This is a genomic window from Phenylobacterium sp. (assembly GCF_041691455.1).
Classification (GTDB): Bacteria; Pseudomonadota; Alphaproteobacteria; order Caulobacterales; family Caulobacteraceae; genus Phenylobacterium.
In genome coordinates this window covers 226,238-253,235 of sequence record NZ_JBEPUO010000002.1, presented here as the reverse complement: position 1 = coordinate 253,235, position 26,998 = coordinate 226,238, and the positions used below count along the sequence as shown (strand labels likewise).

General features: G+C 71.2%; 24 protein-coding genes. 10 read left to right on the top strand and 14 right to left on the bottom strand.

The features are described 5' to 3' along the window. Positions 1-2: 2 nt before the first annotated feature. Together ACESMY_RS04920 and ACESMY_RS04915 are read left to right on the top strand one after the other, a co-directional pair. Positions 3-887: a 2-keto-4-pentenoate hydratase gene (locus ACESMY_RS04920; protein WP_372782800.1), complete on the top strand. Its 885-nt coding sequence runs from the start codon at positions 3-5 to the stop codon at positions 885-887. Further along, positions 862-2,160: an MFS transporter gene (locus ACESMY_RS04915; protein WP_372782798.1), complete on the top strand. Its 1,299-nt coding sequence runs from the start codon at positions 862-864 to the stop codon at positions 2,158-2,160. Before ACESMY_RS04920 ends, ACESMY_RS04915 begins: the two co-directional genes overlap by 26 nt. On the opposite strand, the gene ACESMY_RS04910 is transcribed toward ACESMY_RS04915, so the two are convergent. After that, positions 2,157-3,215, bottom strand: coding sequence for a LacI family DNA-binding transcriptional regulator (locus tag ACESMY_RS04910; protein ID WP_372782796.1), 1,059 nt, complete (start codon positions 3,213-3,215; stop codon positions 2,157-2,159). The two genes, ACESMY_RS04915 and ACESMY_RS04910, sit on opposite strands and share 4 nt — an antisense overlap. Positions 3,216-3,314: 99 nt before the next feature. Between ACESMY_RS04910 and ACESMY_RS04905 the strand changes: the two genes are divergently transcribed. The 3 genes from ACESMY_RS04905 (at position 3,315) to ACESMY_RS04895 (ending at position 8,252) form a co-directional block, all read left to right on the top strand. Further along, complete coding sequence (locus ACESMY_RS04905) at positions 3,315-4,787, top strand: UxaA family hydrolase (RefSeq protein WP_372782794.1); 1,473 nt, start codon at positions 3,315-3,317, stop codon at positions 4,785-4,787. Then, positions 4,784-6,241, top strand: coding sequence for a mannitol dehydrogenase family protein (locus ACESMY_RS04900; RefSeq protein WP_372782792.1), 1,458 nt, complete (start codon positions 4,784-4,786; stop codon positions 6,239-6,241). Before ACESMY_RS04905 ends, ACESMY_RS04900 begins: the two co-directional genes overlap by 4 nt. Before the next feature lie 79 nt (positions 6,242-6,320). After that, a complete protein-coding gene (locus ACESMY_RS04895; protein WP_372782790.1) occupies positions 6,321-8,252 on the top strand; it encodes a PQQ-binding-like beta-propeller repeat protein in 1,932 nt (643 codons plus the stop codon). Here ACESMY_RS04895 and ACESMY_RS04890 read toward each other — a convergent pair. Together ACESMY_RS04890 and ACESMY_RS04885 are read right to left on the bottom strand one after the other, a co-directional pair. Next, complete coding sequence (locus ACESMY_RS04890; RefSeq protein WP_372782788.1) at positions 8,249-10,489, bottom strand: ATP-binding protein; 2,241 nt, start codon at positions 10,487-10,489, stop codon at positions 8,249-8,251. The genes ACESMY_RS04895 and ACESMY_RS04890 overlap by 4 nt on opposite strands. Before the next feature lie 89 nt (positions 10,490-10,578). Further along, positions 10,579-12,750: a copper-translocating P-type ATPase gene (locus ACESMY_RS04885; RefSeq protein ID WP_372782786.1), complete on the bottom strand. Its 2,172-nt coding sequence runs from the start codon at positions 12,748-12,750 to the stop codon at positions 10,579-10,581. Between the two features lie 90 nt (positions 12,751-12,840). On the opposite strand from ACESMY_RS04885, the gene ACESMY_RS04880 reads away from it, so the two are divergent. Genes ACESMY_RS04880 through ACESMY_RS04870 form a run of 3 tightly spaced genes read left to right on the top strand, consistent with a single transcriptional unit; the run spans position 12,841 to position 16,072 of the window. Then, positions 12,841-13,116 carry a metal-sensitive transcriptional regulator gene (locus ACESMY_RS04880; RefSeq protein WP_372782784.1) on the top strand — a complete coding sequence of 92 codons (276 nt, stop codon included), beginning with the start codon at positions 12,841-12,843 and terminating at the stop codon, positions 13,114-13,116. Continuing rightward, positions 13,113-14,480 (top strand): hypothetical protein, encoded by a 1,368-nt coding sequence (locus ACESMY_RS04875; protein WP_372782782.1) that lies wholly within the window; start codon positions 13,113-13,115, stop codon positions 14,478-14,480. Before ACESMY_RS04880 ends, ACESMY_RS04875 begins: the two co-directional genes overlap by 4 nt. Before the next feature lie 35 nt (positions 14,481-14,515). Next, positions 14,516-16,072, top strand: coding sequence for a long-chain-fatty-acid--CoA ligase (locus tag ACESMY_RS04870; RefSeq protein ID WP_372782780.1), 1,557 nt, complete (start codon positions 14,516-14,518; stop codon positions 16,070-16,072). Here the strand turns inward: ACESMY_RS04870 and ACESMY_RS04865 are convergent. Together ACESMY_RS04865 and ACESMY_RS04860 are read right to left on the bottom strand one after the other, a co-directional pair. After that, the gene (locus ACESMY_RS04865) at positions 16,069-17,520 is read right to left on the bottom strand and encodes an MFS transporter (RefSeq protein WP_372782778.1); all 1,452 of its coding nucleotides are present in this window, start codon (positions 17,518-17,520) and stop codon (positions 16,069-16,071) included. The genes ACESMY_RS04870 and ACESMY_RS04865 overlap by 4 nt on opposite strands. 36 nt (positions 17,521-17,556) lie before the next feature. Then, a complete protein-coding gene (locus ACESMY_RS04860) occupies positions 17,557-18,174 on the bottom strand; it encodes a glutathione S-transferase family protein (protein WP_372782776.1) in 618 nt (205 codons plus the stop codon). A gap of 130 nt (positions 18,175-18,304) precedes the next feature. On the opposite strand from ACESMY_RS04860, the gene ACESMY_RS04855 reads away from it, so the two are divergent. After that, positions 18,305-18,532 carry a hypothetical protein gene (locus tag ACESMY_RS04855; protein WP_372782774.1) on the top strand — a complete coding sequence of 76 codons (228 nt, stop codon included), beginning with the start codon at positions 18,305-18,307 and terminating at the stop codon, positions 18,530-18,532. A gap of 1 nt (position 18,533) precedes the next feature. Here ACESMY_RS04855 and ACESMY_RS04850 read toward each other — a convergent pair whose 3' ends face one another. The 7 genes from ACESMY_RS04850 to ACESMY_RS04820 all read right to left on the bottom strand — a co-directional run bounded on the left by ACESMY_RS04850 (position 18,534) and on the right by ACESMY_RS04820 (position 25,197). After that, on the bottom strand, positions 18,534-19,757 hold the full coding sequence (locus ACESMY_RS04850) for an RNA polymerase sigma factor (protein WP_372782772.1): 1,224 nt from the start codon (positions 19,755-19,757) through the stop codon (positions 18,534-18,536). Positions 19,758-19,782: 25 nt separating this feature from the next. Beyond that, the gene (locus ACESMY_RS04845; protein WP_372782770.1) at positions 19,783-20,184 is read right to left on the bottom strand and encodes a YciI family protein; all 402 of its coding nucleotides are present in this window, start codon (positions 20,182-20,184) and stop codon (positions 19,783-19,785) included. A 2-nt stretch (positions 20,185-20,186) separates the two neighbouring features. Continuing rightward, complete coding sequence (locus tag ACESMY_RS04840) at positions 20,187-20,876, bottom strand: glutathione S-transferase family protein (RefSeq protein WP_372782768.1); 690 nt, start codon at positions 20,874-20,876, stop codon at positions 20,187-20,189. A gap of 68 nt (positions 20,877-20,944) precedes the next feature. Next, positions 20,945-22,216, bottom strand: coding sequence for a glycolate oxidase subunit GlcF (glcF, locus tag ACESMY_RS04835; protein ID WP_372782766.1), 1,272 nt, complete (start codon positions 22,214-22,216; stop codon positions 20,945-20,947). Next, positions 22,217-23,404, bottom strand: a complete 1,188-nt coding sequence (gene glcE / locus ACESMY_RS04830) for a glycolate oxidase subunit GlcE (protein WP_372782764.1) — start codon at positions 23,402-23,404, stop codon at positions 22,217-22,219. Then, positions 23,404-24,891, bottom strand: coding sequence for an FAD-linked oxidase C-terminal domain-containing protein (locus ACESMY_RS04825; protein WP_372782762.1), 1,488 nt, complete (start codon positions 24,889-24,891; stop codon positions 23,404-23,406). The genes glcE and ACESMY_RS04825 overlap by 1 nt, the downstream gene beginning before the upstream one ends. A 60-nt stretch (positions 24,892-24,951) precedes the next feature. Then, positions 24,952-25,197 carry a hypothetical protein gene (locus ACESMY_RS04820; protein WP_372782761.1) on the bottom strand — a complete coding sequence of 82 codons (246 nt, stop codon included), beginning with the start codon at positions 25,195-25,197 and terminating at the stop codon, positions 24,952-24,954. Between the two features lie 69 nt (positions 25,198-25,266). On the opposite strand from ACESMY_RS04820, the gene ACESMY_RS04815 reads away from it, so the two are divergent. Further along, on the top strand, positions 25,267-26,094 hold the full coding sequence (locus ACESMY_RS04815) for an enoyl-CoA hydratase-related protein (RefSeq protein WP_372782759.1): 828 nt from the start codon (positions 25,267-25,269) through the stop codon (positions 26,092-26,094). On the opposite strand, the gene ACESMY_RS04810 is transcribed toward ACESMY_RS04815, so the two are convergent. Next, positions 26,091-26,531 (bottom strand): helix-turn-helix domain-containing protein, encoded by a 441-nt coding sequence (locus tag ACESMY_RS04810; RefSeq protein WP_372782757.1) that lies wholly within the window; start codon positions 26,529-26,531, stop codon positions 26,091-26,093. The genes ACESMY_RS04815 and ACESMY_RS04810 overlap by 4 nt on opposite strands. Beyond that, entirely contained in the window at positions 26,528-26,905 is a 378-nt protein-coding gene (locus ACESMY_RS04805; protein WP_372782755.1) for a UrcA family protein, read from the bottom strand. Before ACESMY_RS04805 ends, ACESMY_RS04810 begins: the two co-directional genes overlap by 4 nt. Positions 26,906-26,998: the final 93 nt, after the last annotated feature.

Genomic DNA, 26,998 nt, shown 5'->3' with positions numbered 1-26,998 from the left:
GCGTGACCGAAATCCTGCCGAAGACCGAGGCGGCGCTCGCGCCGGCGGAAGTGGCGCGCCGCTTCGTGACCGCCCGGCGGGCGGCCCGCGCTCTGGCGGGTTTCCCCGGGTCGATCCCGGCCGACATGGCCGCCGGATATCTGATCCAGGAAGCGGCCATCGGGCTGTGGCCCGACGAGATCGCCGGCTGGAAGGTGGGTCGCATCCCGGCGGAGCTGCAGGTCGCGCTCGCGGCCGATCGGGTCATGGGCCCGGTGTTCGCCGCCAACGTCTCCAACGCCGCCAAGACCCCGACGCCGGTCTTCGCCATCCCCGGCGGTTTCGCCGCGGTGGAAGCGGAGTACATCTACCGCATGGGCGAGGACGCGCCGGCGGGCAAGACCGACTGGACGCCCAGGGACGCGCTGGCGCTCGTCGAGGAGGAGCTGGTGGGGGTGGAGTTCGCCGGCAGTCCGCTGGCCAGCATCAACATCCTGGGCCCCCGCGTGGTGGCCGCCGACTTCGGCAACAACGCCGGCCTGATCCTGGGCCGCCCCATCCCCGACTGGCGCACCCGCACCGACGACTGGCCCCCTTGCGAGGCCTGGGTCGACGGCAAGCTGGTGGGCCGCGGCGCTCCCTCGTCGCTGCCGGGAGGCCCCGCGGCCTCCCTCGCCTTCCTTATGAACGCCGTCGCCGCCCGCGGCCGGCCCCTGAAGCGCGGTCAGCTGGTGACCACCGGCGCGGCCAGCGGCATCCACGACATCGAGGCCGGACAAACGGCCCGCATCACCTTCGGCGACCTGGACGAGATCCGCTGCATCGCGCATCCGGCCAAACCCCTTCCAGAGGGGCGAGCCGGGGGCCAGGGAGGTTCCGACCATGAGCACGACGACGCCGGCGGCTGACACGCCGAGGCCGGCCGCGCCGCCGCAGGCCAGGCTGGGCCGCTACCGCTGGGTCGTGGTGGCGCTGTTGTTCACGGCGATGGTGTTCAACTACGTCGACCGCCAGACCATCAGCTTCCTGAAGGGCGACCTCTCCCGGGAGTTCGGCTGGGACGAGACCAACTATGCCGACCTGGTGTTCTGGTTCCAGGCGACCTACGCGGTCTCCTATCTCGCGTTCGGGCGGATCGTCGACAGGATCGGAGCCCGCTGGGGGTTCGGCATCGCCTATCTGATCTGGCAGGCCGCGCACCTCTCCCATGCGCTGGCCCATTCGCTGGGCGGCTTCATCGGCGCGCGGCTGGCGCTGGGCGTGGGCGAAGGCGGCGCCTTCCCGGGCGGCATCAAGGCCATGGCCCAGTGGTTCCCCAAGAAGGAGCGCGCCTTCGCCACCGGGCTGTTCAACGCCGGCACCAACATCGGCGCGATCGTCACCCCGTTGGTGATCCCGATGGTGACCCTGGCCTGGGGCTGGCGCGCGGCGTTCCTGCTGACCGGCGCCGTGGGCCTGCTCTGGCTGCCGGTCTGGTTCCTGGTCTACCGCACGCCGCGCGAGCACAAGCGGGTCAGCGCCGCGGAGCTGGCGCATATCGAGAGCGATCCCGCCGACCCGGCGGGGAACGTCCCGTGGTCGGTGCTGCTGCGCAAGCGCGAGACCTGGGCCTATGCGATCGGCAAGTTCCTGATCGATCCGATCTGGTGGATGTGGCTCTTCTGGCTGCCGGACTTCTTCGGCAAGCGCTACGGCCTCGACCTGAAGACCTTCGGCCCGCCGGTGGTGGCGGTCTACCTCTTGAGCGACGTGGGCAGCATCGGCGGCGGCTGGCTCTCCTCGCGGTTCATCAAGATGGGCTGGACGATCAACCGGTCGCGCAAGACCACCATGCTGATCTGCGCGGTCCTGGCCCTGCCGGTGGCCTTCGCGGCCCACGCGTCCAGCCTGTGGCTGGCGGTGGGCATCATCGGCATCGCCACCGCCGCCCACCAGGGCTTCTCGGCCAACCTCTACACCCTGCCGGGCGATGTCTTTCCGCGCTCGGCGGTGGGCTCGGTGGTGGGCATCGGCGGCATGATCGGGGCGATGGGCGGCATGGTCATGGCCAAGTACGCCGGCTACGTGCTCGACAAGATCGGCGTCTACACCCCGATCTTCGTGGTGGCGGCCTCGGTCTATCTGCTGGCGCTGCTGGCCATCCACCTGCTCTCGCCGCGGCTGGAGCCGGTGACGCTCTAGGCGGCCGGTCCGGTGGATTCCCGCACCACCAGCGACGGCAGCCGGTCCTTCGGCTCGCGGCCGTCGTCGCCCAGGCCCATCAGCCGCTCGACCGCCAGCCGGCCGATCTCCCGCGTCGGCGTGCGGATGGTGGTGAGGCTCGGCCAGAGCCGGCGCGCGATCTCGAAGTCGTCGAAACCGACCACGGAGAGGTCTTCCGGCACCCGGACGCCCATCTGCCGGGCGGCCTGCAGCACGCCTGCCGCCATCTCGTCGTTGCCGGCGAAGATCGCCGTTGGCCTGGGCGTCAGACCCAGCAGGGCGTGCGCGCACTCGATGCCGGACTCGAAGGTATAGGCGCCTTCCCGCGCGCAGTCGGCTTCCAGCCGGAGGCCCCGGGCCGCCAGCCCTGCCTCGAAGCCCTCGCGCCGCTCCCGCGACGAGCGGAAGCTGGGTGGGCCGGAGATGAAGGCGACGCGCTTGTGACCGAGGTCGGCCAGGTGCTGGGCCGCGGCCTCGCCGCCCAGGCGGTCGCGGGTCTCGATCATATGCTCGGGCGCGTCCACCGAGACCGAGGCCACGCGGACGTATTCGCAGCCGATGTCCGCCATCAGGGCGGCCACGCGCTCGTCCTCCGAGACCGACGGCGTCAGCACCACGCCGAACAGCCGCTGGCGCTCCACGAAGGCGCGCAGGTCGGCCAGGAAGGTCGGGCTGGTGCGGTTGCAAGGGTGGACCACCAGCTCGAAGCCAGACCCTTTCATGCCATCCAGCAGGCCCAGCTGCATGTTCACGACGTACTGCGGATTGGGGTTATCGTAGACAAGGCCGATCAGGAACGACCGGCGGAAGGCGAGGCCCCGGGCCTGCGGGTCAGGCGCATAGCCGTGCTCGGCGATCACCGCCTCGATACGCTCGCGGGTCTCCTTCTGGACGTAGGGACTGGCGTTGATCACCCGGCTGACGGTCTTCTTGGAGACGCCGGCCAGGCGGGCGATGTCGTTGATCGTCGGACGCCGGCGCGGGCCCTCGCCCGCCGCCTGCTCCTCGCTCTCCGGCGCCCCTCGCTTCGGCATCTAGCTCCGCATCCGTCGGTTCATCGTCAAACGCCGCTTCATAGCCTCCGCCGCGCCGCGGGGCATAGGCCGAAAGCATGACACCGGTTACTCTAGCGCATGTTCTCGGTCCTGAAGATCGATCCCCGCGATGACGTCGCCGTCGCGCTCGCGCCACTGGCGGCGGGCGATCCCGTGGCCCCGGGCGTGCGGGCGGCGGCCGAGGTCCCGGCCGGCCACAAGGTGGCGCTCAAGGCCATTTCCAAGGGCGCCGAGGTCCGCAAATACGGCTGGCCGATCGGCCACGCCCTGGCCGACATCGCGCCGGGCGAGCACGTCCACAGCCATAACCTGGCCACCAACCTCTCGGGCCTGGAGGCCTACGCCTACGCCCCCGCCGCGCCGGAGCCGATGGCCGGGTCGACGGCGACCTTCCAGGGCTACCGGCGGGCGAACGGGCGGGTCGGCACGCGCAACGAGATCTGGATCCTCTGCACCGTGGGCTGCGTGGCGCGCACGGCGCAGAAGATCGCCGCCGAGGCGAACCTGCGCTTCAAGGGCCGGGTGGACGGGGTCTATGCCCTGACCCACCCCTTCGGCTGCTCGCAGCTGGGCGGAGACCTGGCGGCCACTCGCACCATGATCGGGACGCTGGCCGCCCACCCCAACGCCGGCGGGGCGCTGATCCTCGGCCTCGGCTGCGAGAGCAACCAGCTCGGCCCGCTGCTGGAGGGCGCGCCGCAGATCGATCCCGAACGCCTGCGCGCCTTCACCGCCCAGGCCACGGAGGACGAGATCGAAACCGGCCTCGCCGCCGTCGAGGCGCTGGTCGCCGTCGCCGAGCGCGACCGGCGCGAGCCCTGCCCGATGTCCGATCTGGTGGTCGGGCTGAAGTGCGGCGGCTCCGACGGCTTCTCCGGCCTCACCGCCAACCCGCTGGTCGGCCGCATCGCCGACGCGGTGTCGGGCGCCGGAGGCACCGCGATCCTCACCGAGATCCCGGAGATCTTCGGGGCCGAGCAGCTCTTGATGGCGCGGGCGGCGGACCGGGCGGTGTTCGAGGACATCGTCGGCGTCGTCAACGACTTCAAGACCTATTTCCTGAGCTACGGCGAACCGGTCAGCGAGAACCCTTCGCCCGGCAATATCGCGGGCGGCGTCACCACGCTCGAAGAGAAGTCGCTGGGGGCGGTGCAGAAGGCCGGGCGCGGCCAGGTCACCCAGGTGCTGCGCTACGGCGAGCGGACCGACCGCCACGGCGTCGTCCTGCTGGAGGCGCCGGGCAACGACGCGGTCTCCTCGACCGCCCTGACCGCGGCCGGCGCGACGGTGATCCTGTTCACCACCGGGCGCGGCACGCCGCTGGGCTTCCCAGCCCCGACGCTCAAGCTCTCCACCAATTCCGGCCTCGCGCAGCGCAAGCCGCACTGGATCGACTTCGACGCCGGCCGCATCGCCGCGGGCCAGGACCTGGACGAGGCCGCCGACGCCCTGATGCAGCTGGTGCTCGCCACCGCCTCGGGCCAGGCCACCCGCGCGGAGGACAACGGCGAGCGCGAGATCGCGCTCTGGAAGCGCGGCGTCACCCTTTGAACCGGCGGCTCAGCGATGCGACGCTGGGTTCGGCGCCGGGCGAGGTCGCCCGCCCGGCCTACGACCGCACCGCGACCCGCATCGGCGTCGTCCACTTCGGCCCAGGCGCCTTCCACCGCGCCCACCAGGCCTATTACGTCGACAAGATGCTGGCCCGCGATCCGGGGCTTGCGATCAGCGCGGTCTCCCTGCGCAGCGACGCGGTCCGCGCGGCGCTTACGCCGCAGGACGGGCTCTACAGCCTGATCGAGCGCGAGGCCGAACCCAGCCTGCGGGTCATCGGCGCGATCCGGGAGGTGTTGACCGCGCCCACCGCGCCCGAGGCGGTGTTCGCCCGATTGGCCGATCCGAACGTCCGCTTCGTCAGCGCCACGGTGACCGAGAAGGGCTATTGCCTGACGCCCGCCGGCGACCTCGACACCGCCCATCCGGACATCCGCCTCGACCTCGCCGCGGCCGACCCGCCGATGAGCTTCATCGGCTGGCTGGTCCGGGGGCTGAGCGGCCGTCGCGCCGCGGGCTCCGGCGGCCTGGTGGCGCTCAGCTGCGACAACCTCTCCGGCAACGGCGAGCGGCTGCGGCGCGGCGTGCTGCAGTTCGCCGAGGCGCTTGGCGACCTCGACCTGGCGCGCTGGATCGAGGGCGAGGCGCGCTTCCCCAACAGCATGGTCGACTCCATCACGCCCGCCACCGACGAGGCCCTGCGCGCCGAGGCCCAGGCGCGGCTGGGCCTGGCCGAGGCCTGGCCGATCCAGCGCGAACGCTTCGTGCAGTGGGTGATCGAGGACCAGCTCGGGGCTGACTCCGCGACCTTCGCCGACTCCGGCGTCACCCTGACCGGCGACGTCGTCGCCTTCGAGCGCGCCAAGCTGCGGCTGCTGAACGGCGCCCATTCGACGCTCGCCTATGTGGGCATGAGGCTCGGTCACGCCACGGTCGCCGAAGCCATGGCCGATCCTCGCCTGGCGGCCTTCCTCGAAGCCCTGATGCGCCGCGACATCGCGCCGAGCCTCGGCCCCGCCGCCGGCCTGGACCTCGACGGCTACATCACCCAGATCCTGGCCCGCTTCCGCAATCCGGCCATCGCGCACAAGCTCTCGCAGATCGCCTGGGACGGCTCCCAGAAGCTGCCGTTCCGCCTCCTGCAGACCGTCGCCGAGGCGCTGGCCGCTGGCCGGCCTGTCGAGCGCCTGAGCGTCGGCGTCGCGGCCTGGATGCTGTTCGTGCGCGACCAGGCCCGCGCCGGGGCGGCCATCCCCGACCCCCTGGCCGGCCGGTTGGCGGCGATCGGCCTGGCCTGCGACGGCGACCCCGCCGGCGACGTGGCTCGCTTCCTGGCGCTGGGCGCGGTGTTTCCGGCAGACCTTGCGCAGGCGCCGCAATTCCGGTCGGCTTTGGGCCAGTCCTATGATCGCCTTTCCGGATCCGATCCCGCGGCCGCGCTCGCCGCCTAGGCCTTGCCTCCCACCGCGGCTTCGTGCTCTATGCAATCTAGTTTATAACGCAGACTAGTTCATGGATAAGGACGCAACGATGAAGTCCATGCAAGGCGCCGCGGCCGCCGCGGTCTTCGGCCTGATCCTCACGGGCGGCCCGATCGCCCAGGCTCAGCCGGCGCCGAGCCCGGCGGAGGGCGCGGCCATGGCCGAGCGCGGCAACGGGACCATGGGCCAGTTCACCGGCGAAGGCGGCGACGCGGCGCAGGGTGAGAAGCTCTACCAGCAGAAATGCGCCGGCTGCCACGACAGCCCCTCGGGCCGCATCCCGCCCAAGGCGGCGATCGCCGCCAACACCCCCACCTTCCTGGTCTCCACCATGCTGGAAGGGGTGATGCGTCCCATGGCGATGGGCCTGACGCCGCACGACATGGCCTCGGTAGCGGCCTATCTCTCGACTCGCAAGAACGGCGGCCTGGACGCCGGGGCGCTCGAGGCGCCGGCCTGCAAGGACAAGCCCGCGCCCTTCACCCTGGAGGGGCCCAGGTGGAACGGCTGGGGCAATGGGGCGACGCAAGCCCGCTACCAGTCCGATCCCGGCCTGAAGGCCGCCGACGTCCCGCGGCTGAAACTGAAGTGGGCGCTCGCCTATTCCGGCAGCCGCAACGGCCAGGCCACCGTCGCCGGCGGCCGTGTCTTCCTGACCTCGGCCTCCGGCGCGGTCTATGCGCTGAACGCCAAGACCGGCTGTGCCTACTGGCGCTTCGACGTGCCGGGCGGCTCGCGCAGCAGCATCGTGATCGGCAAACTGCCGGGCGCGAAGGGCCCCTCTTCCAACAAGAATGGGGCCCGCTACGCCGCCTACCTCACCGGCTGGACTCAGCGGACCGCCTACGCCCTCGATGTCGAGACCGGCCAGCAGATCTGGAAATCGCAGGTCGACAGCCAGAGCGAGGTGCAGATGACCGGCTCGCCGGTGCTGCACGGCGGGCGGCTCTATGTGCCGGTCTCCTCCGCCGAGGAGGCCATCGCGGTCGACGACAACTACGCCTGCTGCAAGTTCCGCGGCGCGGTCGTGGCGGTCGACGCGGCCAGTGGCAAGGTGCTCTGGGAAACCTTCATGGCGCCCGAGCCCAAACCGTTCAAAAAGAACGCCAAGGGGATCCAGATGTACGGGCCCGCGGGCGCGGCGATCTGGGCGGCGCCCACCATCGACGCCAAGCGGGGCGTCCTCTACGTGACCACCGGCGACAGCTACACCGACATCAATATCGACAAGGCCGAGGCGGTGATCGCGCTGGACCTTGCGACCGGCGCGATCCGCTGGTCGAACCAGCTCACCAAGGGCGACAACTACATCATCGGCTGCTACCCGCCGAAGCCGCGCGCCAACTGCCCCTCCCCGGCCGGACCGGACTACGACTTCGGCGTCTCGCCGGTGCTGCACACGCTCGCGAACGGCAAGCAGGTGATCCTGGTCGGGCAGAAGTCCAGCCAGGTCTATGCGCTCGATCCGGACGCCAAGGGCAAGGTGATCTGGGAGCATCGCCTGAGCGCCGGCGGCCCGCTGGGCGGGGTGGAGTTCGGCCCGGCGGCGGACGCCACGACCTACTACGTCGGCATCTCCGACATCTTCGTGCCCAAGCCCATGCCCGGTCTTTACGCTTTCCGGATCGCCGACGGGGAACTGCTGTGGTCGGCCCCAGGCCCCAATGTCGCGTGCGCCTGGAAGAACCCCTACTGCACCGCCGCGGTCTCTCAGGCGGTGAGCGCCATGCCGGGCGTGGTCTTCGCCGGGGCCATGAACGGCCACTTCCGCGCCCATGACGCCAAGACCGGCAAGATCCTCTGGGATTTCGACACCACGGCTGCGGTCACGAGCGTTTCCGGCCGCGAGGCCAAGGGCGGGGTGATGGACGGCGCCGGCCCGACGATCGCCGGCGGCGTGGTCTATGTGAGTTCCGGCTACCAGGGCCGCTCGGGCTCGCCGGGGAACGTGCTGATGGCCTTCTCGGTGGACGGACGCTAGGCCGCGGCGCGCTGCGCGGCGGCCATGTGGGTCTCGAGCGCGGCGATCAGCTCGGCCGCGGAGATCGGCTTGTTGAGGTGCGCGTCGGCCCCGGCCGCCCGGCCGGCGTCGACGTGCTCCTTCAGGCAGTTCGCCGAGACGATCAGGATCGGCGCGCGGCGGCGTTGCAGGCTGCGTTCCCAGGCCCGGATGCGACGCGTCGCCTCCAGGCCGTCCATCACCGGCATCTGGATGTCCATCAGCACGGCGTCGAAGTCGCCGGTGGTCATCGCATCCACCGCCTCGCGGCCGTTCTCGACCGAGGCGTGCGCGATGCCGATGCTGCCGAGGATCAGCTCCAGCACCTGCCGGTTGACCGCATTGTCGTCGACGACGAGCACGTTGAAGCGATCCAGCGGCGTTCCGTCGCTCTCCGCCACGGACGTCAGGATCGGGAGCTCGAGCTCGAAGCTGAACGCCGACCCGCGGCCGGGGATGCTGTCGCAGGTCAGCCGCCCGCCCATCATGCGGATGTATTCGTCGCAGAGCGCGAGGCCGAGGCCCGCCCCGCCATGCCGCCGGGTCGCCGAGCCGTCCGCCTGGCCGAAGCGTTGGAACAGGGCGGCCCTCACCGCGTGGTCAATACCCACGCCGGTGTCGCGGACCTCGAAGCGCACGGTCGAACCGGTCCGCATGGCGCTCAGCATCACCTCGCCGGTCTCGGTGAACTTGATCGCGTTGTCGACAAGGTTGCCCAGCACCTGGCGCAGCCGCAGCGGATCGCACATCACCTCCACGTCGGCCTGGGGGCCGACGTGGACGCGGAAGGCCAGCCGCTTCGTCTCGGCATGATCCCAATAGAGGTTCCTCACCGACGCGACGATGTCGCCCAGGTCGGTCGGGTCGAGACGAAGCTCGGCCATGCCGGCTTCCACCTTCGCGAGGTCGATGAGGTCGGTGAGCAGGCCGTTCAGCAGGCCGCCGGATTGTTGGATGACCTCGACCATTTGGCGCTGCTTGGCGTTCAGCCTGGTGCCCTGCAGGACGTCGGCCATGCCCAGCACGCCGTTCAGCGGGGTGCGGATCTCATGGCTCATGTTGGCGAGGAACTGGCTCTTCGCCCGGTTGGCGGCCTCGGCCGCGTCGCGGGCGGCGGCCATGGCGCCGGCGCTTTCCTTTTGCTCCGTGACATCGGTGAGCACGGTCACCGCGCCGCCGTCATTGTCGCGGAAGGCTTCGTGCCGGATCCAGCGGCCGTCCGGCACCCGCCATTCCGAGGCGCCCGGTCGCGCCCGCGCCTCCAGCTCATTGACCCATTGGCCCTCGTCGCCGCCGGCCTCGGCGAACCAGCCGGCCTGGGCGGCGGCTTCGATCATGCACCGGCGGGAGACCCCGGCGGCGGCGGTCACGCCGCAGCTCGCCATCAGGCTCGCGAAGGGTTCGTTCCAGACCTTCAACCGTTCGGAGGAATCATAGAAGGCCAGGCCGCCCGGCACGGCGTTCAGCGCGCGGCGCAGGCTGACGAAGGTGTTGTGCTGCCCCAGCCGCTCCATCCACATCAGGCTGGCGGCGGCGGTCAGGATGAAGGCGGCCAGGCCCGCGGTCGCGAATGCGAGCCCGCCCCGGCGCATCGCCTCGACCGGAACCGCAAGGCTGGCGTCGGGCACCAGGGTGACCGCGGTCATGGCCGTGAAGTGCAGTCCGACGATGCCGAGCACCAGCACCCCGGCCGGCGGCGCCCAGGCCCAGCGGCCCTTGATCCGGTCGCGAAGCGCGAAGGCGGCCATGCCCCCTGCGGCGGCGATCAGGATCGAGGCGGCGAGATAGCCGGGATTCCATAGCAGGTGCGCCTGGGTCCGGACGGCGGCGATGCCGGTGTAATGCATCAGCGTGATGCTGCAGCCGGTCAGCGCGCCGCCGATCAGGCCATTGTCGCGGCCCGGCCGCGCGGCCACGGCGAAGCCGAGCCCCATGCCGACCACCGAAACCACCAGGGAGGCGGCGGTGTAGCCGAGCGCGTAGCCGATCTGCAGGGTCGGCTGATAGGCCAGCATGGCCATGAAATGGGTCGCCCAGACGCCCGACCCGGCCACCAGGCCGGTCAGGACGAGCCAGGCCGAACGCAACCCGCCCGAGGTCTTGATCGCGCGGCTGTGGAAGCCGAAGGCCGTGCCCGATGCGATCACGCAGATGAGCGCCGCGATGGCCACGAGGCGCAGATCGTGCTGCACGAAGATGCAGGTCAGGACAGCGAACACGCAACAGGGTCCGGTGGGAAGGAGCCGACAGGCTAGCCGAAACCGGTTAACGGACTTCTTTAACCGTGAGAGCGGTGAAGAAGTCTCTCCTATAGGCGGATCCCGCGAAGCCGCAGCGCATTGCCGATCACGCTCACCGACGACAGGGCCATGGCCAGGGCCGCGATCTGTGGCGACAGCGTCAGGTGGAAGGCCGGGTATAGAACCCCTGCGGCTAGAGGCACGCCGGTGGCGTTGTAGACGAAGGCGAAGAACAGGTTCTGGCGGATGTTGCCCATGACCGCGCGGGATAGCTTGCGGGCCTTCACCAGACCCTGCAGGTCGCCCTTCAACAGGGTGACACCGGCGCTTTCGATGGCCACGTCGGAGCCCGCGCCCATGGCGATCCCGACCTCGGCCGTGGCCAGCGCCGGGGCGTCGTTGACGCCGTCGCCGGCCAGGGCGACGCTCCGGCCTCCGCTGCGCAGCTTCTCGACCACGGCCGCCTTGGCCTGCGGCAAGACCTCTGCCTCGACCTCGGTGATCCCGAGCTTGCGCGCCACGGCCAGAGCGGTGGTGCGGTTGTCGCCGGTCATCATCACCAGCCGCACGCCCTCGGCCTGCAGGGCGCGCACGGCCTTGGCGGTAGTAGCCTTGATCGGGTCGGCGATGGCGATGACGCCGGCAAGCCGGCCGTCGAGGGCCGCGAAGATCGCGGTAGCCCCGTCGGCCCGCAACGTGTCGGCTTCGGCCGCCAGGGCCGACGCATCCACGCCCTGCTCGACCAGGAAACTGTCCGAGCCGAGCAGCAGGCGCCGGCCTTCGACCACACCGGTCACGCCCCGACCCACGGGTGAATCGAAGGCCGAAGGCTCGGCGAGCATCAGGCCTCGGTCGATGGCGGCGTGCACGATGGCGTCGGCCAGCGGGTGCTCGCTGCCGCGCTCCAGACTGGCCGCCAGCCGGAGAAGCTCGGACTCGTCCTGGCCGGCCACCGCGAGGATCGCGACCACCGCCGGGCGGCCCTCGGTCAGGGTGCCGGTCTTGTCGATTATCAGGGTGTCGATCTTCTCGAAACGTTCGAGGGCCTCGGCATTCTTGATCAGCACGCCGGCGCGGGCCCCGCGGCCGACGCCAACCATGATCGACATCGGCGTGGCGAGGCCCAGCGCGCAGGGGCAGGCGATGATCAGCACGGAGACGGCGGCCACCAGGGCGTAGGCCAAGCGCGGCTCGGGCCCGACCGCCATCCAGGCCGCGAAAGCCACTGCGGCCGCGGCGATCACCGCAGGCACGAACCAGCCCGACACCCGGTCGGCCATCCGCTGGATCGGCGCGCGGCTCCGCTGGGCCTGGGCGACCATCTGGACGATCTGGGCGAGCAGGGTGTCGGCCCCAACCTTCTCGGCGCGCATGACGAAGGAGCCGGTTCTGTTGATCGCGCCGGCAACCACCTTGTCGCCGGCCGCCTTGGTGACTGGCATGGACTCGCCTGTGACCATGGACTCGTCGATCGACACATGGCCGTCGATAAGTTCTCCGTCGACCGGGACCTTCTCGCCCGGACGCACCCGCAGGCGGTCGCCGACCATAACCTGATCGAGGCTTACCTCCTCGTCCGACCCGTCGTCGCGGACCCGGCGCGCGGTCTTGGGCGCGAGGTCCAGCAGGGCGCGGATGGCGCCGGAGGTCTGGTCGCGGGCGCGCAGTTCCAGAACCTGGCCCAGCAGCACCAGGACGGTGATCACCGCGGCGGCTTCGAAATAGACCGGGACGGAGCCGTCATGCCCACGCAGTGAGGCGGGGAACAGGCCGGGCGCGAGCACGGCCACAACGCTGTAGAACCAGGCCACGCCCACGCCCATGGATATGAGCGTGAACATGTTGAGGCTGCGGTTGACCAGCGAGGTCCAGCCGCGGGCGAAGAATGGGGCGCCGGCCCAGGCCACGACCGGCGTCGCCAGGGCCAACTGCACCCAGTTGGAGACCGCCGGGGCGATTAGGGCGTGCAGGTCCACGAGGTGGCTGCCCATCTCCAGCGCGAAGACCGGCGCGGCCAGCGCCCCGCCGACCCAGAGCCGGCGGGTCATGTCCGTGAGTTCGGCGTTCGGACCGCGCTCGGCGGTCACGGTCACGGGCTCCAGCGCCATGCCGCAGATCGGACAGCTCCCCGGCCCGACCTGCCGGATCTGGGGGTGCATCGGGCAGGTGTAGACCGCGCCGGGGTCGGCGGCCTCATGGACCGCGGCGCCGTGATGCCGATGGTGAATGTGGTCAGACATATTGATCTCCCGGACATATCCGGTATACCCCATACGGGCATATTGCAATTACCGGGGTAGGGTATGTCGTCACTCGGAGCGGACGGGCGCATGGAACGTGAGAACAAGCCTAAGCTTCTGAACCGCCTGAACCGGATCGAGGGCCAGGTGCGCGGCGTCGCGCGCATGATCGAGGAAGGTCGCTACTGCATCGACGTCCTGACCCAGCTGCAGGCTGCTCGCGCCGCGCTGGCCAAAGTCGAGACCGAGATGCTGAAGGCCCACCTCGGCCATTGCATCGAGGACGCGATCGTCAGCGGAGACAAGGCCGAGCAGCGCGCCAAGGCCTCCGAGCTGATCGAGCTCTTGGAGCGCGCCGCCCGATGAGCCCGGTCATGACGATGGCCTGCGCGGCCGCCTTGCTGGCCGCCGCCCCCGCCGTCGCCCAGGTCGCGACACCAGCGCAGCAGATGCTGGGCATGGACCATTCGAAGATGGATCACGGCGCGTCGCCGCCCGCGCCAGCCGCCGGGTCCGGGGGCCACGATATGTCGCACATGGACATGCCGGGCATGGACATGCGCCGCGCCATGACCGGCGCGCTCGGCCCCTACGCGGCGACCCGCGAGGCTTCCGGCACCGCCTGGCAGCCCGACGCCTCCACCCACGACGGCCTGCATCTGGCGGAGGGCCCATGGACGGTGATGGTCCACGGCGTGCTGAACGCGGTCTACGACAAGCAGGAAGGTCCGCGGGGCGACGAGAAGGGCTTCATCTCCGGCATGCTGATGGCCATGGCCCAGCGCCCGGTCGGCGAGGCCGGGACCTTGCAGCTACGCGCCATGGTCAGCCCGGATCCCTTCATGGGCCCGCGCGGCTATCCCCTGTTGCTGGCCACTGGCGAGACCGCCGACGGCAGGACCCCGTTGGTCGACCGCCAGCATCCCCACGACCTCTTCATGGAGCTCTCAGCCAGCTACAGCCGCAGGCTCTCGGCCGCCGACAGCGTCTTCGTCTATGCCGGCCTGCCGGGAGAGCCGGCCTTCGGGCCGCCGGCCTTCATGCATCGGCTCTCGGTGATGGACAGCCCCGAGGCGCCGATCAGCCACCACTGGCTGGACTCCACCCACATCACCTTTGGGGTGGTCACCGCCGGCTACGTCCACGGCGACTGGAAGCTCGAGGCCTCGGGCTACAAGGGCCGCGAGCCCGACCAGCACCGCTACGACATCGAGGCCCCGAAGCTCGATTCCACAGCCGTCCGGCTCTCCTGGAATCCGACAACCAACTGGTCGCTGCAGACCTCCTGGGCCGACGAGAAGAGCCCGGAAGAGCTCGAGCCGGACGCCAACCAGCGCAAGCTCTCGGCGAGCGCCATCTACACCGTTCCGTTCGGCGACCACGGCTGGTGGTCGACCACCGCGGCCTGGGGCCGGCGTTCCAGCGAGGGGGTCGACCTCGACGCCTGGGTGCTGGAGAGCGCGATCAAGCCCAACGCCGCCTGGACGATCTTCGGCCGCGCCGAGCGGGTGGAGAACAATGAACTGATCACGGCCGCGAGCGGCCACGGACCGGCCTACACGGTCGGCAAGGTGTCGCTGGGCGCGGTGCGCGACTGGCCGTTGTCGGACCACCTGAGCCTGGGCCTGGGCGCGCTCTACGCCTTCGACGCTGTCCCTTCGGCCCTCGACGCCGCCTATGGCCGCGACCCCCGCGGCGGGATGATCTTCACGCGCTTGAAGCTCCGCTAGTCGGCGCCTGCATCATCGGCTAGCAATCTGGGCCGATGAGCCAAGCCCCTCGCATCCTCGCCGACATCCCCGCCATCCATGCCGCCGAGCGCGGCGACCACATCGCGGTGCAGTGCGAGGGGCGGGCCCTCAGCTACGCCGACCTGGACCGCCGGGCGGACCGGGTCGCGGGCCTTCTGGCCGCGGCGGGCGCCGAGCCCGGCGACCGGGTGGCCTGGCTCGGCCGCAGCCACGAGGCCTTCTTCGAGATCTTCTTCGGCGCGGCGCGGGCCCGTGTCTGTCTGGCGCCGATCAACGCGCGCCTGGCCGTGCCGGAGATCGCCTTCATCCTGCAGGATAGCGGCGCCGACCTCTTCTTCGTGACCCCGGAATTCTTCGCCGCCGCCCAGCTGGTGGTGAGCCAGGTCGACCGGCCGATCCGCCTGATCGGGGTGCGCGAGCCCTGCGAGGGCTTCGACAGCTACGAAGCGCTGCGCGACGCCGCGCCGACGCCCGCCCTGACCCCGCCGACAGCCGAAGACGACGTGCTGCAGCTCTACACCTCCGGCACCACCGGCCTGCCCAAGGGCGTGCGGCTCGACAACCGCAACTACTCGGCCTTCCTCGATCTGCGCACCCAGGTCGAGGGCTTCGACTACGGACCCGACGACACCGTGCTGATCGTCATGCCGCTGTTCCATGTCGCCGGAACCAACATCAGCTTCTCAGGGCTCGCGGCCGGCGGGCGGGTGATCATCCTGCCGGAGTTCAGCCCCGCCACGGTGCTGAAGCTGATCGAGACCGAGCGGGTCGCCCACATCTTCCTGGTCCCGGCGATGATCAACATGCTGCTGCAGGCGCCGGAGATCGAGGGCGCCGACCTCTCCAGCCTGAAGAGCGTCGCCTATGGCGCATCCCCGATCAGCGAGGCGGTGCTGGCGGCCGCGACCGCGCGCTTCGGCTGCGGCTTCATCCAGTTCTACGGCATGACCGAGTCGACGGACGCCGGGACCTTCCTGACCCCCAGCGAGCACCGCGGCGAGCTGATGCGCTCCTGCGGCAAGGCCTGGCCGCAGATGGCGGTGAAGATCCTCGGCGACGATGGCGAAGAGGTCGGTGTCGGCGAGATCGGCGAGATCGCCATCTGGGGCGGCATGGTCATGGCCGGCTACTGGAACCGTCCCGAAGCCACCGCCGAGACGGTGTCGCCCGATCGCTGGCTGAAGACCGGCGACGCCGGCTACCGCGACGCCGACGGCTACATCTTCGTCCACGACCGGGTGAAGGACATGATCGTCTCCGGCGGCGAGAACATCTATCCGGCCGAGGTGGAGAACGCGATCCTGGGTTGCCCGGGCGTCGCCGACGCCGCGGTGATCGGGGTGCCGGACGATCGCTGGGGCGAGGCGGTGAAGGCGATCGTCGTGGCCCACGCCGACGGCGCGCCCGACCCTGCCGAGGTGATCGCCTGGGCCCGTCAGCGGATCGCCGGCTTCAAGGCCCCCAAGTCGGTGGACTTCATCGACGTGCTGCCGCGCAACGCGTCCGGCAAGGTGCTGCGCCGCGAACTGCGCAAACCCTACTGGGAAGGCCGCGACCGCAACGTGGGCTAAGGCCCCGCCGGCAGGGTCCCGATCTCGTCCGGCGGATCGGGCCTGGGGCGCGGAGCGAGCTTCAGGCGCGACAGGCTGACCAGGGCCGCGATCCCGGCCAGGACCGCGGCGGTGGCCATGGCGGTCGTGGCGGCGTTGGTCCCGGCCACATGAAAGAAGACCGCGGTGGTGACGGCGCCGGCGGTCTGGCCCAGCAGGCGCGCGGTGGCGAGCGCCCCGCCGGCCGCCCCGCTGCGGTGCAGGGGCGCGGCGGTGACCATGGCCCGGTTGTTGGGCGACTGGAAGAAGCCGAAGCCCAGGCCGCAGAGCGCCATCCGCCAGGCGATGTCGAGGTTGGACGCCCCCGGGTGGATCGCCGACATCAGGCCAAGGCCCGCAGCGAAGACCGTCAGCCCGATGCCGCCCAGGGTCCCGGCCCGGTGCCGGTCGGCAAGCCGCCCGGCGAGCGGAGCGGAGATCCCCACCGCCAGCGGCCAGGGGGTCATCAGCAGGCCGGTCTCCACGGCCGTGCGGCCCATCACGCTCTGGAAATAGAAGGGCAGGCCCACGTAGGCCATCATCTGGGCGGCGAAGGAGACGATCGAGGTCAGGATCGACAGGCCGAAGATCGGGATGCGTAACAGGTCGAAGGGCACCAGCGGATGCTCCCGGCGGAGTTCGCGATAGGTCAGGAGCGCGCCGGCCGCGGCCCCGACGGCGAGCTTCGAGAGGCCCGAGGCCAGGCCGTCGCGCGCCACGCTCTCCGCCCCGGTGATCAGGAAGCCGAAGGTCGCCGCGTTCAGGAGCGCCGAGACCCAGTCGAACTTCCGCGACGAACCCAGGGTCGTTGGCAGCGACCTGAAGGCGATGGCGATAGCCAGGATGCCGATCGGCACATTGATCGCGAACAGCCACTCCCAGGAGGCCTTGGCGAGGATGGCGGCGGCCACGGTCGGCCCGATGGCGGCGGAGACCGAGATGACCAGCGCGTTCATCCCGATGCCGCGGCCCAGCAGCGCTTTCGGATAGGTGAAACGCACCAGGGCCGAGTTGATGCTCATGATCCCGCCGGCGCCCAAGCCCTGCAGCACCCGAGCGGCGGTCAACGTCGGCAAGGTGTGGGAGAGCGCGCAGCCGAGCGAGCCCAGGGTGAAGACCGCGAGCCCCACCATATAGACCCGCCGGTAGCCCAGCCGGTCGCCCAGCGCCGCCAACGGCAGGAGGGTCACGGTGATCGCCAGCTGGTAGGCGTTGACGATCCAGATCGAAGAGGCGGCGCTGGCGTGCAGCTCGCCGGCGATGGTCGGCAGGGCCACATTGGCGATGGCCCCGTCGAGCACCGACATGGTCATGGCCAGCCAGATCGCCGCCACCGACCAGTAGCGCCGCGGGACCGGCAGGCCGTCCGGCATGCCCGCCGGCGAATGGGCGTCGGTGTCGGCTGAGGCGTCGCGGAGGGGCTTGAGCATCGGGCGTCAAACCCCTCAGCGGGCGATTGGCGCCATCTAGGCGCTGGCCGCGGCGCTCGGCCTCGCCTTCACGCGGGCGAACCAGTCGGTGAGCTTGCCGAACGCGGGGTCCAGCGGCTGGCCCACCTGCCCCCCGAAGTCGAGGAAGGCGAAGAGCAGGATGTCGGCGAGCGTGAAGCGCTCACCGGCGATCCACGGCCCCTTGAACTGAGCTTCGAGCCATTCCTCTCCGTCCCTGGCGACGGCCTTCAGCCCCGGCGCGGCCTCCGGCAGGCAGCGCAGGCGGCTCTCGAACAGCGGCAGGCCCTCGGCGAAGCGAAAGCCGTTGGCCATCGGCTCGCAGACCTTCAGGTCGACCCGGCGGGTCCACATGCGGGTGGCGGCCCGCTCCTCGGCCGTCGTCCCGATCAGCGGCGGGCTCGGCTGACGCTCTTCCAGGTATTCGCAGATGGCGGTGATCTCGGTGAGGCAGCCGCCGTCGTCGAGCTCCAGCGCCGGCGTCTGGCCGGCCGGATTGACCGAGGCGGTATAGGGCTCGCGCCGGTTCTCGCCGCCCATCAGGTCGACGGCGACCAGGGGCAGCTCCAGCCCCTTCTCGGCCAGGAACATCTTCACTACCCGAGGGTTCGGGCCGATCGAGACATGCAGCTTCATGGCGTTTTCCCTGCTGGTTTCGACAAGCTCTTAGAAGGGCGCCGCAAGGGGCGTCAACGAATCAGGCGTTAACCATTTTTTCAGGAGTTGATGTGGCGTTTCGACGCGCTTTGGGGTATAGAGCCGCCCCATGGCTGATCGACAGTTCAAACCCGACCTGACGGGCTCTGACGAGACGCTCGAGCACTTCCTCGCCCGTCTCCGCTCGACCCTTCGCCGCCCGGTTCGCCCGCGCCGCGATGGACCTTCCGACTGGGATAGCTTCGTGACCTCGCGCCGCCCGCCGGGCAGCGCCGGCGGAGCCGAGGCGCCGATCCCGCGGGAAAAACCGCTCAGCGACGCCTACGCGCCCATCTGATTTAGGCGGCCAGTTCGTCCAGGCGGCGCTGCAGATAGCGGCGCTCCGGCGCCTGCCGCGCGAGGCTGAGCGCCCGTTCATAGGAGGCCCGGGCCTGCGCCTTGCGCCCTAGCCGGCGGCAGAGGTCGGCCCGCGCCGCATGGGCCAGGTGGTAGTCGCGCAGGTCGCCACGGCTGAGGATCGCATCGACCAACACCAGGCCCGCCTGCGGTCCGTCGCGCATGGCGACCGCGACCGCGCGATTGAGTTCGACGACCGCCGACGGCCGGACGCGGGCCAGCGCATCGTAGAGGCCGACGATCTCGGCCCAGTCCGTGGCCGCCGGGTCGGCGGCGTCGGCGTGCACCGCCGCGATGGCCGCCTGCAGGGCGTAGGGGCCGGCCGGTCCGGACGACAGCGCCTCCGTCACCAGCGCCGCGCCCTCGGCGATCTGGGACCGGTCCCACAACGCGCGGTCCTGGTCGTCCAGCAGCACCAGGTCGCCCTGCGCCGAGGTCCGCGCCGCGCGGCGTGAGTCGTGCAGCAGCAGCAGCGCCAGCAGTCCCTTCGCCTCGGGCTCCGGGGTGAGGCTGCAGAGGAGCCGGCCGAGCCGGATCGCCTCGGCCGCCAGGTCCGGGCGCGCCAGGACCTCGCCCGAGGAGGCCGAATAGCCTTCGTTGAACACCAGATAGATCACGTGCAGCACGGTCGCGAGCCGAGCGGCGAGGTCGGCCGGCTCGGGGGCCTCGAATGGAATCCGCGCCTGCCGGATGCGGGCCTTCGCGCGGACGATCCGCTGGGCAAGGGTCGGCGCGCCGGTCAGGAAGGCCGCGGCGATCGCCTCGGTGGTCAGGCCGCAGACCTCGCGCAGCGTCAGCGCCACCTGGGCGTCGGGCGACAGGGCCGGATGGCAGCAGACATAGATCAGCCGCAGCTGGTCGTCGGCCACGGTCTCCTCTTCCGAGGCCGACGGATCGGGGGTGTCGGGCTGCACGGCGAGCTCGCCTACGACGGCGTCGAGCCGCGCGCGGCGGCGCAGGCGGTCGATGGCCTTGAAACGCCCGGCGGAGACCAGCCAGGCGCGCGGATTGCCGGGTTCCCCGTCGCGCGGCCACTGGCGGGCGGCCGCCACAAAGGCGTCGTGCAGCGCCTCCTCGGCGAGGTCCAGGTCGCCCAGCAGGCGCACGAGGCTCGCGAACACGCGTCGGGATTCCTGGCGGTAGACCGCGGCGATCCGTTCGCCCATGTCATCGCCCACCTCCCGCACCGGTTCAGCCCGGCATGGCTGCGGCGTTCGCCTCCTCGCCGCGCTCGAGGTCCGGCGGCCAGGCCTCGGGCAAGGGCCGCACCTCGACGCAGCCCAGCCAGCCCACCGGGATCTTCGCGGCCACGGCGATCGCCTCGTTCAGGTCGCGCGCGCGGATCATGATGAAGCCGCCGAGCTGCTCCTTGGTCTCGGCGAAGGGGCCGTCGGTGGCCGAGACCTGGCCATCGGTCACCCGCACCGTCGCCGCCGTCTGCACGGGCCGCAGGGGACTGGCGGTGATGAAACGGCCGGCCTCGCGCAGCTCGTCGTCATAGGCGAGGCAGGCGCGGGTCAGCTCCACATGCGCCTCGGGCGTCAGGGCCCGATGCCTGGCCTCGTCGAAATAGATCAGGCACCGGTATTTCATCGTCAGGTCTCCGCCACCTCGGGCCGCGCCGGCGCGCCGTCGTCCAGGCCCGCGAAGGGCGCGCGCCAGGCCTCGAGCTGGTTGAGCCGATCATGCCATTTGAGGATGTTCTTGTACCCGGCCACCGGCAGCTTGGCCTCTTCGGCGAAGGGCAGGACCGAGGCCACGCGGAAGTCGGCGTAGGACATGCGCTCGCCGACCAACCAGGCGCGGCCGGCCAGCACGTCGTCGAGCACCGGGGCGAACCGCCGGAAGGCGGCGTCGGCCTGCTTCAGCGCGGCCTCGTTCGGCGCCCGGCGCAGGATCTGCGGGCACACGATATTCTCGAAGTAGAAACCGCTGCCCGCCTCGGTGAAATGGTGCGCGCTCCAGCTCAGCCACATGATCAACTCCGGCATGCGTGCGTCGGTGGGCCAGAAATCCGAGCCCGCGACGGCGGCGAGGCGGCAGGCGATGGCGTCGGTCTCCCAGAGGCTGCGGCCGTCCTCGGCCAGCACCGGCACCAGGGTGTTCGGATTGATCGGCCGGAAGGCGTCTTCATTGTCCGGATGCCGCGGGCTGGCGCGGATGAACTCGACCGGGCTCTGCAGATGCCGCGCGACCGCGACGGCGACCCGGGGATTGAGGTTGTGGGAGTAGTAGAGCTTCATCGGTCCGCCTGCGGGTTTGGGTGCGAGGCCCGGCGTCGCCATCGAGCCCTCCTGCACAGTGGTCGTTCGAGCGACCCTTAGATCGACAAGTCTCGCGAAAAAAACTCGCCCTAGCCACCGAGCGCCGCGGGCCTGGGGCCGCCGGTCGCCCAGTCGAGCAGCTCGACCGGGTGGACGAGCGGCACGCCGACCGCCGGCGCCATCTGGGCGATGCAACCGACGTTGCCGGCCGCGACCACCGCAGCCCCGGTGCGCGCGATATTGGCCGCCTTGCGGTCGCGCAGCCGCCCGGCGATCTGTGGCTGCAGGATGTTGTAGACCCCGGCCGAGCCGCAGCAGAGGTGACCCTCGGCGATCGGGCGGACGTCGTAGCCGGCCTGCGCCAGCAGCTCGGCCGGACCGGCCTTGATCCCCTGGCCGTGCTGCAGCGAGCAGGGGGCGTGATAGGCGACGCTCATGACCCCCGGGCGGGTGACCGGCGGCAGGCCGACCTCGCCGATGAATTCCAGGATGTCGCGGGCCCGCGCGGCGGCCTCGGCGGCGTCTGGATCGCCGGCCAGCCGGTGGCCATAGGCCTTCAGCGTCGTGCCGCAGCCGGCCGCCGTGGTGACGATGGCGTCGAAGGGGCCTGCCCGCGTCCAGGCCCGCAGATTGGCGGCGGCGAAGTCGCGCGCCTCGTCCGCCCGGCCAAGATGTTCGGAGAGCGCCCCGCAGCAGCCTTCGCCCTCGACCAGCACGACCTCGAAGCCGGCGCGGCTCATCAGCCGGATCGCCGCCGCGCGGATCGAGGGCGCCATGGCCGGCTCGACGCAGCCCTGCAGCAGCGCCACCCGGCCACGCACCGCGCCCTCGGCCCGGACCGCGCCGGCCGCCGCCGGCCGCGCCGCCGGCCTGGGGACCAGCCGCAGCAGGGCGGCGAGGCCGCTGAGCTTCAAAGCCCGAAGGACCGGCTCGAAAGGCCGCGCGAGGCGGCCGAGCGACAGCGCCGCGCGCAACCGTCCGGGCCGCGTCAGGACGTGCGGGATCGCCCAGCGCAGCGCCCGCTCCGGCCAGGGCCTGTGGTAGTGCGCCTCGATGTGCGCCCGGCCGTGGTCGATGAGCTGGGCGTAGTCGACGCCGGACGGACAGGCGGTGACGCAGGCCAGGCATGAGAGGCATCGGTCGACGTGGGTCACCGTCTCCTTGGGAGGCGCGCCGCCATCCTCCAGCATCGCCTTGATCAGCTCGATCCGGCCCCGCGGGCTGTCGCGCTCGTCGCCTAGCAGCACATAGGTCGGGCAGGTCGCCGTGCAGAAGCCGCAATGTACGCACTTCCTGATCTCCGCGTGGCTGGCGGCGGTCTGCGGATCGGCGAGCTGATTGGCGGTGAAGGCGGTCTGCATCTAGCCCTGCCCCATCCGGCCGGGGCCAAGCCTGCCAGGATTGAGCACGCCCGTCGGATCGAAAGCGGCCTTGACCCGCGCGGTCAGGGCGGCCAGCGGGCCCTCCAGCGGCTCGAAGGCGGGACCCTCGCCGCGATAGAGCGTGGCGTGGCCGCCGAGCGCGCGCACGGCCCGTCGCACCGTGGCCGGATCGGAGTCCGACAGCAGCCAGACGAGGCCGCCACCCCAGTCGTAGAGCGCCTGGCCCACCAGGTCCTGCGGCGCCTGCCAGCCCACGGCGGGCGGCACGGAGATCCGCCAGAGCGGCCGGGGATCCTTGTGGAAGGCCTCGACCTCGCGGACCTGCGCCCAGAATTCGCGGCTGTGCCCGGCGTCGAGCAGCTCCGCCGGGCCGAAGGTCCGCAGCGCCGAGAGCAGGTGGTCGGCCCGCGCGACGACGGAGGCCTCGAAGCCCTCCAGCCTGAGCGCGGTCACCGCCAGCTCGCCCTTCAGCGGCGCCCGCTCGGCCGTCGCGCGCGGCAGGTGCGCGGCGCCGGAGACCTCCACCGGGGCGTTCAGGGCGAGCGTCATCGCCTCGCCGGCCCGCCGGTCGTCGAGGCCGAAGATCAGGATGGTGACCTCGCTCCGCGCCGCCGGCAGCACCTTGATGGTCACCTCGGTGAGCACCGCGAGCGTCCCCCAGGAGCCGGCCATCAGCTTCGAAAGGTCGTAGCCGGTGACATTCTTCACCACCCGCCCGCCGGCCTTCACCAGCTCGCCCCGGCCGGTCACCGCCTCCAGGCCCAGGAAATGGTCGCGCGCCGCGCCCGCCCGGATCCGCCGGGGACCCGAGAGATTGGCGGCCAGCGTTCCGCCGAGCGTCGGCTGGCCCTTGGCGCCCAGCAGCTTTGCGAGATGCGGCGGCTCGAAGGGGAGCATCTGGCCCTCGGCGGCGACCAGTTTTTCCAGGGTCGCGAGCTTCACCCCGGCCTGGGCGGTCAGCACCAGCTCGTCCGGCGCGTAGTCGATCACCTTGGTCAGGCCGGCCAGGCTCAGCACCGCGTCGGCGCCGGCGACCGCGCCGATCCCGCGCTTGGTCCCGCCGCCGACGATCTCCAGCCTGCGCCCCGCCGCGCCGGCGTCGGCGACCAGGGCCACCACCTCGGCGGCGGTCTTCGGCGTCTCGGTCCGCGCGGCGAGGTCCAGCATCAGAACCTCGGCAGCTCGGGAAAGGCCACGGCCCCGCGGTGCACGTGCACGCGGCCGAGCTCGGCGCAGCGGTGCAGGCGCGGGAACACCTTGCCGGGATTGAGCAGCAGGTCGGGATCGAAGGCGCACTTCACCCGCTGCTGGCAGGCAAGGTCGGTCTCGTTGAACATCTCGCCCATCAGGTCGCGCTTCTCGACGCCGACGCCGTGCTCGCCAGTCAGCACCCCGCCGACCTTCACGCAGAGCTTCAGGATGTCGGCGCCGAAGGCCTCGGCGGCCTCAAGCTGCCCGGGCTTATCGGCGTCGTAGAGGATCAGCGGGTGCAGGTTGCCGTCGCCGGCATGGAAGACGTTGGCGACGCCCAGGCCGTACTCCAGGCCCATCTGGGCGATGGCGGTGAGGACGTAGGGCAGCTGGCGGCGCGGGATGGTGCCGTCCATGCAGTAGTAGTCGGGCGAGATGCGCCCCACCGCCGGGAAGGCCGCCTTGCGCCCCGCCCAGAAGGCCAGCCGCTCGGCGTCGCTTTCGGAGGTCCGGATGGTGGTCGCGCCCCGCGCCTTCGCCAACTCCGCCACCTGGGCCGAGAGTTCTGCGCATTCGGCCTCGGGACCGTCCAGCTCGACGATCAGCAGGGCCTCGGCGTCGGTGGGATAGCCCGCGCCGACGAAGGCCTCCGCCGCCAGGATCGCCGGGCGGTCCATCATCTCCATCCCGGCGGGGATGACCCCGGCGGCGATCACGTCGCCCACGCAGGCCCCCGCCGCCTCGACGGAGCCGAACCCCAGCAGCATGGCCCGCGCCGTCTGCGGCTTTGTCAGTAGACGGACGGTCACCTCGGTGACCACGCCCAGCAGCCCCTCCGACCCGGTGACCACGCCCAGCAGGTCATAGCCCGCGCCGTCGAACCCCTTGCCGCCCAGCCGCACGACCTCGCCGCTCATCAGCACGATCTCGCAGCCCAAGAGGTTGTTGGTGGTGAGCCCGTACTTCAGGCAGTGAACCCCGCCGGAGTTCTCCGCCACATTGCCGCCGATGGTGCAGGCGATCTGGCTCGACGGATCGGGCGCGTAGTAGAAGCCGTCCGCCTCGACCGCGCCGGTGATGGCGAGGTTGGTCACGCCGGGCTGCACCACAGCGCAGCGATTGGCGTAGTCGACCTCCAGGATGCGGTCGAACTTGGCCATGCCGAGCACGATGCCGTCCTCGATCGGCAGGGCGCCGCCCGAAAGCGATGTCCCCGCCCCGCGCGGCACCACCTTGACGCCCTTGGCCTGGCACCAGGCGAGGACGGCGGAGACCTGGGCGACGGTCTCCGGCAGCACCACGGCGAGCGGCGTCTGGCGGTAGGCCGAGAGGCCGTCGGATTGGAAGGGGACGAGGCCGGCCGGCTCGCTGACCACGCCCTCGCCCGGCACGATCCGCTTCAAGGCGCGCACGATCTCGCGCTTGCGGGCGATCAGCGCGGCGTCGGGAAGCGGCATCTTCATGCCTCGCCCACGAACCAAAGTTCGCGCACGCGGTCCAGCGCTTAGGGCTCAGGCGGCGAACTAGTGCGGCTGCGGTTGCGCCTGGACTTGGGCGCGCGCCTCGCGCCGAGCCTCGACCTGCTTCTTGTGCTCGATGTGGTGGCCCACCGCGCAGCCGGCCGCGGCGCCCAGGACGGTATGACGCCCGGCGAAGTGGCCGGCGACGCCGCCCACGACCGCGCCCTTGATACAGCCCTTGGCCTCGGCGGCGCCCGCGGCCGCGAGGGCGAGCGAGATGGCGAGAGTGGCGGCGACGATGATCTTCATGGCGTCCTCGGTGGCTTCCCTTGACCCCCATTCCGCGCCCAAGCTCGGCGCAACTCAAGGAGCTTCCGCATGGCCGCCGCCGATATCCTGCTGATCGACGACCCCGCGCCGCTGGTGCGGCGGCTGACGCTCAACCGGCCGGACAAGCGCAACGCCCTCTCCAACGACCTGCGCGCCCAGGTGTTCGCCGCCCTGGAAGCTGCCGACGTCGACCCCGACGTCCGGGTGACCATTCTGCGCGGCGCGGGCTCCTGCTTCTCAGCCGGCTACGACCTGGGCGGCGGCGCGGGCCCGCCCTACCCCTTCCACACCGCGGCCGGCGCCGGCCACTGGTCGCGTCATGTGGTGGAGGGCTGCTTCCGGGTGTGGGACCTGGCCAAGCCGGTGATCGCCCAGGTGCACGGCTGGTGCCTGGCCGGCGGCTCGGAACTCGCGACCGCCTGCGACCTGGTCTATGTCGCCGAGGACGCCCAGATCGGCTACCCGCCGGTCCGCATGATGAGCCCGCCCGATAACCAGTTCCATCCCTGGCTCTGCGGCCTCAGGCCCGCCATGGAGATGATGCTGACCGGCGACGCCATCGACGGCCTCGAGGCCGTGCGCGTGGGGTTCGCCAACCGCGCCTTCCCGGCCGAGCGGCTGGAGGCCGAGGTCCTGGCCATGGCCGAGCGCGTCGCCAAGATCCCCACCGACGTGCAGCAGATGAACAAGCGCTCCGTCCACCGCGCCATGGAGATCATGGGCCTGCGCGCGGCGATCCGGGCCGGGGCCGAGATCCAGGCGCTGGCGCTGACCACCAAGAGTTCGCGCGAGACCTTCGCCCGGTTCCAGGACGGGGTCGCCCAGGCGCTTGACGCGCGGGACGCCGCGTTCGGGGACTATCGCACGAAGGGCTAGGCCTGGCGCTTCAGCCGCCGGGTCTCCGGCGCCTCTATCTCCCGGAGCCTGCGGTAGATGCTGGCGCGGGCGACGCCCAGTTCGCGGGCGATCGCGGTGGCGCCCAGGCCCTGCGCCCTGAGCCTTGCGACCTGCTCGGCGTCCACCTTGCGGGGCCGTCCCGACCGGAAGCGGCCGCTTTCCCGGGCGCCCACGACGGCGTCCCGGAGCCGGGCGGCGGTGAGACGGGCCTGGAAGTCGGCCGCCAGCAGGATGCCCTTCACCAGCAGCCGGGTCTCCGTCTCCGAGAGCGGAGCCCGATCGTCCGGCAAGCGCAGCCGCACCCCCTCGGCGGTGATCCGCCGCAGGAGGGCGCAGAGATCCTCGAGCGACGGAGCCAGGTCATCGAGCCGCGCGACCACCAGCTCGCCGCCGGCGCGCAAAGGTCGGCCGCTCATCGGGCGGCCCGCAGCTCCGTCGGCCAGCGGGCGGTAAGCGCGGCCAGCGCCGGGCTGCGCACCCTGGCGACCGCGCCCGAAATCGCCGTGCCGCGGCAGGCGCGGTAGCCGGCCTTTTCGTAGGCCGACGCCATGTTCGCCTCCCCGCCGCACACCGCGTCGGCGGCGGCTTCGATCCGTTCAAGGAGCGCTCGGGCGCCCGCGGACGAGGCCAGGTCGATGTCGGCGTAGGGCACGTTTGCGGAGGTCACGACCTGGCTGGAGTCGGGGGAATAGCCCTGGCGCAGGACCAGGGATTGCGCGGCGGCGGCCTGGGCGCTCGCGGCCAGGCAGAGCCCGGCGGCGAGCAGGACTATGGGGTTCATGCGGGTCATGTTCAGCTCATGGGGTTCGAGGCGACACCCCATGATACAAACGTACTCTAGATGAGAATACACGTGTATTTTCGGTAATCGAGCGCGCGGCGC